The following is a 7,070-nucleotide window of genomic DNA, read 5'->3' on the forward strand; positions in this document are numbered from 1 at the left end:
TTCCTTGGCGTCGTGCTGGGCACCGCAATTGGCGTGCTGCCCGGCATCGGTCCCGCCCTGACCGTAGCCTTGCTGCTGCCCGTGACATACGGAATGGAGCCCGCCTCGGCCTTCATCATGTTCGCCGGCATCTATTACGGCGCGATGTATGGCGGCTCGACCACCTCGATCCTATTGAACACGCCGGGCGAGAGCGCCTCGATCGTGACGGCGCTGGACGGACATGCCATGGCGCGGCAGGGGCGCGGCGCGCAGGCATTGGCGACGGCGGCCATCGGCTCGTTCGTCGCGGGCACCATTGCCACCGCCGCTCTGACCTTCGTTGCCCCCCTGATGGTCAAGCTGGCGCTGCTGTTCGGGCCGGCGGATTACTTCGCGCTGATGGTGCTGGCGCTGACCACGGTGACGGCGGTGCTGGGGGATTCGCTGTCGCGGGGTCTTGCCAGCCTGCTTTTCGGCCTTGCGCTGGGTCTGGTCGGGATCGACCTGCAGACCGGGCAGGCGCGCTTCACGCTGGGCATTCCCGAACTGCTGGACGGTATTGATGTCGTGGTCGTTGCGGTGGGCCTATTCGCCGTGGGCGAGACGCTGTTCACGCTGGCCCGCCACCGCTATGAGAACGAGGAAATCTACGCCCTCAAGGGCTCGAAATGGATGAGCCGCGAGGACTGGCGGCGGTCGTGGAAACCCTGGCTGCGGGGCACCGCGCTTGGCTTTCCGATCGGCGCGTTGCCGGCCGGCGGCTCGGAGATCCCGACCTTCCTGTCCTATCTGACCGAGAAACGCCTGTCGAAGAACCCGCAGGAATTCGGCAAAGGCGCGATCGAGGCCGTCGCCGGTCCCGAGGCCGCCAACAACGCCTCGGCAGCGGGCGTGCTTGCGCCGCTGCTGGCGCTTGGGCTGCCGACCTCGGCCACGGCGGCGATCATGCTGGCGGCGTTCCAGCAATACGGCATCCAGCCCGGCCCGACGCTTTTCGACAAGGAGCCGGAGCTGGTCTGGGGCCTGATCGCGAGCCTTTATATCGGCAACCTGATGCTGCTGGTCCTGAATCTGCCGCTGGCCGGGGTCTGGGTCAGGATCCTTGCCGTGCCGCGGCCCTGGCTTTACGCGGGAATCCTGCTGTTCGCGACCATGGGCGCCTATACGCTCAACAACAACATCACCGACGTCGTGCTGCTCTGGATCATCGGGATCGTCGGCTTCGGGATGCGCTGCTTCAGCATACCCATCGCGCCCTGCATCGTCGGGCTGATCCTTGGTCCCTTGGCCGAGCAGCAGTTCCGCCGCGCGCTGACCATCAGCCAGGGCGACGCCACGGTCTTCTTCACCCAGCCGCTCTCGCTTTCCCTGCTGCTGATCGCCGCCGCGCTGGTGATCCTGCCTATCATCCTGCGCCGACGCGCCTGAGGAGAATCCATGACCAAGAATTTCGATGCGCAATCCCTGCGCGATTTCGCCCGCGCCATGTTCCTGTCGGCCGGGCTGCGCGAGGATGATGCGGCCCTTGTCGCCGGCGATCTGGTCAAGGCGAACCTGCGCGGCGTCGACAGCCACGGGGTAAGCCGCATTCCGATGTATCTCGAGCGGCTGCGCCGCGGCCTCGTCAACCCGCAGCCTACGGTCCATGTCAGCAAGGTCGCCGGGGCGGTCGCCCATGTCGACGGCGACAATGGCATGGGCTTCATCGCCTCGGACGTGGCGATGAACGCGGCCTGCGACATTGCCGGAGAGATGGGGATCGGCCTTGCTGGTGTTCATCGCTCGACACATTTCGGCATGGGGGCCTGCTATGCCCTGCGCGCGATCGAGCGCGGCTACATCTCGCTGATCTTCACCAATTCCTCGCCCGCGATCCCGATGTGGGGCGGGCGCACGACCTTCCTCGGCGCCAGTCCGATCGCGGCCGGCATCCCCGGCGGCAAGCATCCGCCCTATGTCATGGACATGGCGATGACGGTGATCGCGCGGGGCAAGATCCGCCTTGCCGCGATGAAGGGCGACCCGATCCCCGAAGGCCTCGCGCTTGATGTGGAGGGCGTTCCGACCACCGACGCCGCCAAGGCCTTCGAGGGGGTCTGCCTGCCCTTCGGTGGCGTCAAGGGCTCGGTCCTCGGGACGCTGATGGACCTGATGTCCGGCGTGCTGACCGGGGCGAATTTCGGCGGCGACGTGAAGTCGCTCTATTTCGACCATTCCGGGCCGCAGAATGTCGGCCATCTGTTCTTCGCCCTCCGGCCCGACCTTTTCATGTCGCTGACCGATTTCGGGGCGCGCATGGATGATTTCTATGGGCGGATCAAGGAATTGCCCCGCGCCGCCGGCGTGGACGAGATCATGCTGCCCGGCGAACCCGAGGCCCGCCGCGAGGTCGAGCGGCTGCGCGACGGCATCCCGGTGACCGACAACGTCATCGCCGACCTGACCGCCGAGGGCGCGCGCGTGGGCATCGACTTCCCCCGGGCGCTGGCCGCCGCATGACCCGCCTTTCCGCCCATCTCGGCTATCTCTATGCCGATCTGCCGCTGGCGCGGCGGCTGGAGGCCGCCGCCCGCGATGGTTTCACCGCCGTCGAGCATCCCGAGCCCTTCGCGATCCCGGCACCCGAGATGCGGCGGCGTCTGGATGATCTGGGGCTGACCTTCTCGCAGATCACCTCGGGCATGGGCGATCCCGGCGAAAAGGGGCTGGCCTGCCTGCGGGGGCGCGAGGATGCCTTCCGCAGCGGTTTCCGGCGCGCGCGGGACTATGCGGCCGAGATCGGCTGCCCCTTCGTCCATCCGATGGCGGGTATCGTGCAGGGCAGTTGGCTCGAGGCTGCGGAAACCTATCAGGGCAATCTGGGCTGGGCGCTTCGGCAATGCGAGGCCGAAAACCTGCGGGTTCTGGTCGAGGCCATCACCATTCCCGGCTATTTCATGGGAACGCTGCAGGCGGCGGCGGAACTGCAGGACGCATTCGGCGGGCGGTTCGATCTGCTGTTCGACAGCTATCACGCGACCGTTCTGGGCAGTGAGCCTGCCCGATGGGTCGCCACGAATGGCCACCGCATCGGCCATGTGCATATCGCCGACCATCCCGGCCGGCATGAGCCGGGCAGCGGCCGGATCGATTTCGACGCGCTTCTCGGGGCGCTGGCCCGCGCGGGCTATGCCGGCGCGATCGGCTTTGAATACATCCCCAGCGATACGACGACGGCAAGCACCCGCTTTCTGTCGGACTGGCAGCGCCGCCTTTCCGGCGCGGCCGGTTCCCACCAAGGAGCATGACATGACGCAGATCACATCCATCAATCCGGCCACCGGGACTGCGATCCAGACCTATGCGTTGCAGGACGACGCGGCGGTCGATGCCGCGCTGGCGGCGGCGGCGAATGCGCAGCGGGAGTGGCGTCTGGTGCCGATCGCCGAGCGGGTGAAGCTGCTCGGACGCATGGCGGGGGTGCTGCGCGCGGACAAGGTGCGCTATGCCGGGATGATCGTGCGCGAAATGGGCAAGCCCCTTGCCGAAGCCGAGGCCGAGATCGAGAAATGCGCCTATAACTGCGATTTCTACGCCGAGCACGCGCCGCAATATCTGGCGGATGAGCCGGTGCCCTCGAATGCGGAAACCGTGGTCGAATTCGACCCTCTGGGCGTCGTTCTGGCGATCATGCCATGGAACTATCCGTTCTGGCAGTATTTCCGCTTTGCCGCCCCCGCGCTTGCTGCGGGAAATGGCGCGATCCTGAAACATGCAAACAACGTACCCGAATGCGCGCTGGCTGTGCAGGAGGTGATGGAGCGGGCCGGCACGCCCGCGGGCCTGACCGCCACGCTGCTGATCGACAACTCGAAAGTCGCGGGCATCATCGCGGATGACCGCATCGCCGCCGTCACGCTGACCGGCTCGACCGAGGTTGGCGCCATCGTCGCCGCAGAGGCGGGCCGCGCACTGAAAAAGCAGGTATTGGAACTGGGCGGCTCGGACCCGTTCATCGTGCTGGCAGATGCCGATCTGGAGGCCGCGGCCGAGGTCGCGGTCAAGGCGCGTTATATCAATGTCGGCCAGTCCTGCGTCAACGCCAAGCGCTTCATCGTCGAGGAAGCTGTCGCCGACCGCTTCACCGGGCTTTTCGTCGCAAAGGCCGCCGCGCTGAAGATCGGCGACCCGATGGAGCGTGATACCATAATCGGCCCGATGGCACGCGCCAACCTGCGCGACACGCTGCACGATCAGGTGCAGCGCTCGGTTGCCGAAGGCGCGGTCCTGATGCTGGGCGGGCTGCCGGTCGCGGGTGAGGGCTTCTATTATCCGCCGACGGTGCTCGATAGGGTCAGGCCCGGCATGGTGGCCTTTGTCGAGGAGACTTTCGGCCCTGTCGCCGCGATCATCCGCGCCAAGGACGCCGATGAGGCCATCGCCATGGCCAATGACAGCGAATACGGGCTTGGCTGCGCCATCTGGACCGAGGCCGGCCGGGGCAGGGAGCTTGCCCGCCGGATCGACGCGGGCGCTGTCTTCGTCAACGGCATGACCGCATCGGATCCGCGCTATCCTTTCGGAGGCATCAAGCGCTCGGGCTATGGCCGCGAGCTGGGCGTCTACGGCATCCGCGAATTCGTCAACATCAAGACCGTCTGGATCGGTCCCGCCAAGTGAGGTGCAATATGGCTGAACCCGCCATCCTTCGTCCATCCGAACTCAGGACCAATGATCGGGGGGGCGGGGCGCGCACCACGCCGCTGGTCACGCGCCGCTGCGGTTCGACCAGCATGATCAACGGCATCACCGCCTTCGATCCCGGCGCGGCCATCGGGTTGCACATGCATAATTGCGAGGAAAGCGTCATGGTGATCGAGGGCGAGGCCATCGCCGAGATCGACGGCGTCCGGCATCACCTGAACAGCAATGACACGACCTGGATCCCGGCCAATGTGCCGCATCGCTTCATCAATGCGACCGAGAGGCCGATGCGGATCTTCTGGACCTATGCGACGGTGGAGGCGACCCGCACCATGATCGCGACGGGCGAGACGCGCAGCATCGACGCCGAACATGGTCATGCCAGCGCGTGAGACCCATCGCCCGGCGAGGGCCGGGCTTTTCTCAAGGACAGGAGTTTTCCGATCATGTCATCCCATGTTCTGGAGGTCGCGGAGATTTCCGTGACCGATGCCGCCGGATTCGAAGCCGCCGTCGCAGCGGCCCGTCCGCACTTCCTTGCCGCGCAGGGTTGTCTCGGGCTGGAACTGCATCGCGTCGTGGAAATGCCGCTCGTCTATCGGCTGATCGTCACATGGCGAACGGTCGAGGATCACATGGTGACCTTTCGCCAGTCCGAAGGCTTCCAGCGCTGGCGCGAACTGGCTTCGCCCTGGTTCGCGGCGCCGCCTTCGGTCACGCATTCCGCGCCGGTGGAACTAGGCGGGTGAGCGGCCGCGGCCCTCCCTCTCCACGCGAAAAGAAGGACCGGCCGGTCAGGGCGGCATCAGGAACGGCAAGGGGGCGGCAGATGCCGCCCCCTTCGTTTCGTTCTGCTCGAAGGCTTGCCTGTCATTGCGCCGATTGCGGCAGCAGGTCGGTGATGCGGCGGATTGCGGCGCGGCGGTTTTCGCGGACATCCCCTTCCTGCCGCACCTTGGGGAATTGCTCGCCATAGCCCTGCACGACCATGTTTTCGGGCGGAACCTCGAAATATTCGGTCAGGGCAAGGGCCACCGACTCGGCCCGGCGGTCCGAAAGCGCGAGGTTCGCGGCATCCGAACCGACGGTGTCGGTATGACCCTCGACCAGAAACACCTCGCGCGGGTTTTCGGCGACGGCCGAGCGGATGATCTTGCCAAGCGCCGAAAGCTGCTCAGCCTGATCGGGCTGGATCGCGGCTGATCCGGTCTCGAAGGTGATGGCGTCGATATTCACCGGCGCGGCAAGGGCGCGGACCTGCGCAATGTTCCTGATCTGGGACAAGGTGAAGCGGCGGCCGGCATCGGATTCACGGAAGAGGGCGGCGCGCAACTCCTCCTCATTGGTCTGGCCGGGCGTGATCCGGGTTCCCGCCGCCGGCGCGGGCAGGCTCGCGATATCCACCGGATCGACCCGCACCGTGTCGTCGATCAACTGGACCGTGGTGCCGTCGGCCGAGACGAGGTTGCGCCGCAAGACCCTGAGATCGGCGTCCCGAATGGTGACGATCTTGCTGCCATCCGCGCGGGTGACGATCGTGCGCGACGAGCCGTCGGCGTAATTCTCGGTCGCGACGGTCGATCCGGGCTGGCGCAGCAGGGCCACCTCGTCCTTGATGACCTGCTGGCTGCCGTCATCGCGCGTGACGACGACCCGGTCGGGGGTGCTGAGCGTCACCTGCCGGTTGTTGTTCAGCATCGACCCGACGGCGACGCCGCCAAGACCGAAGAGCAGCGCCTTGGCCAGATCGCTCTTGTCGTCGTCCTTGTCGCGCGCGGCCTCGCGCGGCTGGCCGGTGGCGGCAGTCATCGCATTGCGCAGGTCGGTCGCGAAATCCTCGGCCGAGGAGCGGCTGTTATCCTCGGTGACCTGTTCCTCGGTTACTTCGCCGCCGCCCTCTTCGCTCAGAGCGGCAACCGGGGCGACCTCCTCGGCCGCGGCTGCTTCCTTCGCAGCCTCGGTTTCCTTCGCGCCCTGTTCCGGGGCGGGGGCCTCGGCCACCGGCTGGGCGGGCTGACCGGCTTGCGGGGCGGTTGCGGCTGGCGCGGGTTCCTCGGGGGTAGCCGCAGTTTCGCCGTTTTTCTCGGCCAGCGCCTTGGCCAGCGCATCCGCATCGGTCGCAGGTTCGCTCTGCGGAGCAGCCTCTCCGCCGGCCTGACCGGCATTTTCCTGGGTCATCGGGGCAGGTGCGGCAGCGGGCGGTGTTGTGGCCCCGGCACCCTCGGGTTTCTCCGCAGGCGCGGGGGCCGCTGCCTTATCGGCTTCCTTGGCCAGTGCATCGGCAAGGCCATCGTCGGCTGGGGCGGCTTTGGGGGCAGGGGCCTTGGTGCCTTCCTGAACCTGCTGCGTCGCGCCCTCCGCCGGCTCCGGTTGCGGCTCGGCCTGTTCGACGGGCGCGGTGGCCT

Annotated in this window: 7 protein-coding genes; 6 read left to right on the forward strand and 1 reads right to left on the reverse strand. The window is 66.8% G+C overall.

Features of this window, described 5'->3' with window-relative positions; genetic code table 11:
- From VNQ78_RS11490 to VNQ78_RS11515, 6 genes are all read left to right on the forward strand, one after another.
- Positions 1-1,410 (forward strand): tripartite tricarboxylate transporter permease (locus tag VNQ78_RS11490; protein ID WP_325689798.1); only part of this gene is annotated, 1,410 nt, incomplete at its 5' end.
- Positions 1,411-1,419: 9 nt separating this feature from the next.
- The gene (locus VNQ78_RS11495) at positions 1,420-2,481 is read left to right on the forward strand and encodes an Ldh family oxidoreductase (RefSeq protein WP_325689800.1); all 1,062 of its coding nucleotides are present in this window, start codon (positions 1,420-1,422) and stop codon (positions 2,479-2,481) included.
- A complete protein-coding gene (locus VNQ78_RS11500) occupies positions 2,478-3,269 on the forward strand; it encodes a hydroxypyruvate isomerase family protein (RefSeq protein ID WP_325689802.1) in 792 nt (263 codons plus the stop codon). The genes VNQ78_RS11495 and VNQ78_RS11500 overlap by 4 nt, the downstream gene beginning before the upstream one ends.
- Before the next feature lies 1 nt (position 3,270).
- On the forward strand, positions 3,271-4,641 hold the full coding sequence (locus VNQ78_RS11505; protein ID WP_325689804.1) for an NAD-dependent succinate-semialdehyde dehydrogenase: 1,371 nt from the start codon (positions 3,271-3,273) through the stop codon (positions 4,639-4,641).
- An 8-nt stretch (positions 4,642-4,649) separates the two neighbouring features.
- On the forward strand, positions 4,650-5,057 hold the full coding sequence (locus VNQ78_RS11510; RefSeq protein WP_325689806.1) for a cupin domain-containing protein: 408 nt from the start codon (positions 4,650-4,652) through the stop codon (positions 5,055-5,057).
- A gap of 54 nt (positions 5,058-5,111) precedes the next feature.
- Entirely contained in the window at positions 5,112-5,414 is a 303-nt protein-coding gene (locus VNQ78_RS11515; protein WP_325689808.1) for a putative quinol monooxygenase, read from the forward strand.
- A 121-nt stretch (positions 5,415-5,535) separates the two neighbouring features.
- Here VNQ78_RS11515 and VNQ78_RS11520 read toward each other — a convergent pair.
- Positions 5,536-7,070 (reverse strand): OmpA family protein (locus tag VNQ78_RS11520; protein ID WP_325689810.1); only part of this gene is annotated, 1,535 nt, incomplete at its 5' end.

It is taken from the genome of Paracoccus sp. (in: a-proteobacteria) (assembly GCF_035556475.1).
Lineage (GTDB): Bacteria > Pseudomonadota > Alphaproteobacteria > Rhodobacterales > Rhodobacteraceae > Paracoccus.

Bases quoted from the DNA above. Each gene is read 5' to 3' on its own strand.
- VNQ78_RS11495 (WP_325689800.1), top strand. From the start codon at position 1,420: ATGACCAAGAATTTCGATGCGCAATCCCTGCGCGATTTCGCCCGCGCC.
- VNQ78_RS11500 (WP_325689802.1), top strand. From the start codon at position 2,478: ATGACCCGCCTTTCCGCCCATCTCGGCTATCTCTATGCCGATCTGCCG.
- VNQ78_RS11505 (WP_325689804.1), top strand. From the start codon at position 3,271: ATGACGCAGATCACATCCATCAATCCGGCCACCGGGACTGCGATCCAG.
- VNQ78_RS11510 (WP_325689806.1), top strand. From the start codon at position 4,650: ATGGCTGAACCCGCCATCCTTCGTCCATCCGAACTCAGGACCAATGAT.
- VNQ78_RS11515 (WP_325689808.1), top strand. From the start codon at position 5,112: ATGTCATCCCATGTTCTGGAGGTCGCGGAGATTTCCGTGACCGATGCC.